The sequence below is a fragment of the Phormidium sp. CCY1219 genome, from assembly GCF_055795085.1.
Map to the genome: position 1 here is coordinate 1 of NZ_JAYFEQ010000977.1, position 401 is coordinate 401.

At 47.4% G+C, this 401-nt stretch carries 1 pseudogene; it reads right to left on the reverse strand.

The annotated features are described in order from the left end of the window. A pseudogene (locus AC0QH1_RS31700) lies at positions 1–328 on the reverse strand (hypothetical protein); the annotation flags it as partial. Positions 329–401: the final 73 nt, after the last annotated feature.

Sequence of the window (401 nt, forward strand, 5' to 3'; positions counted from 1 at the left end):
GTTCTCCTTGCTGAAAGGCTTTTTCTTGTTCTTGTTGGTAAAGGGGTGCTAATCTCATAATTAACGCTCTGTCTCCTTCATCTAAATCTTGTCGCACTGCCAGAGTTCTTTCCAAGTGATATAACAAATTTAAGGTCATTGACCGTAAGGGAATATCCGGGGATAAGGCTTCTAGTTCGTCGATCGCCTGTTCTTGGACTCTTCCGCGCCCCAGCAACCTCAACCAGAGAGTTTCTGGGGTTTGGGGTAACTGGTGAATCACCACGATCGCACTGCGGAATGCCTCCCCCATCCCATAGATTCCTGGCAGCCAGTTTTCTTCTAGCATAGCGCTAAATCTTGATAAAATGGTAGGGGAAGCGGTGGGGGTGAGAATCCATAATTTGGGTAAGGCTTCGTTG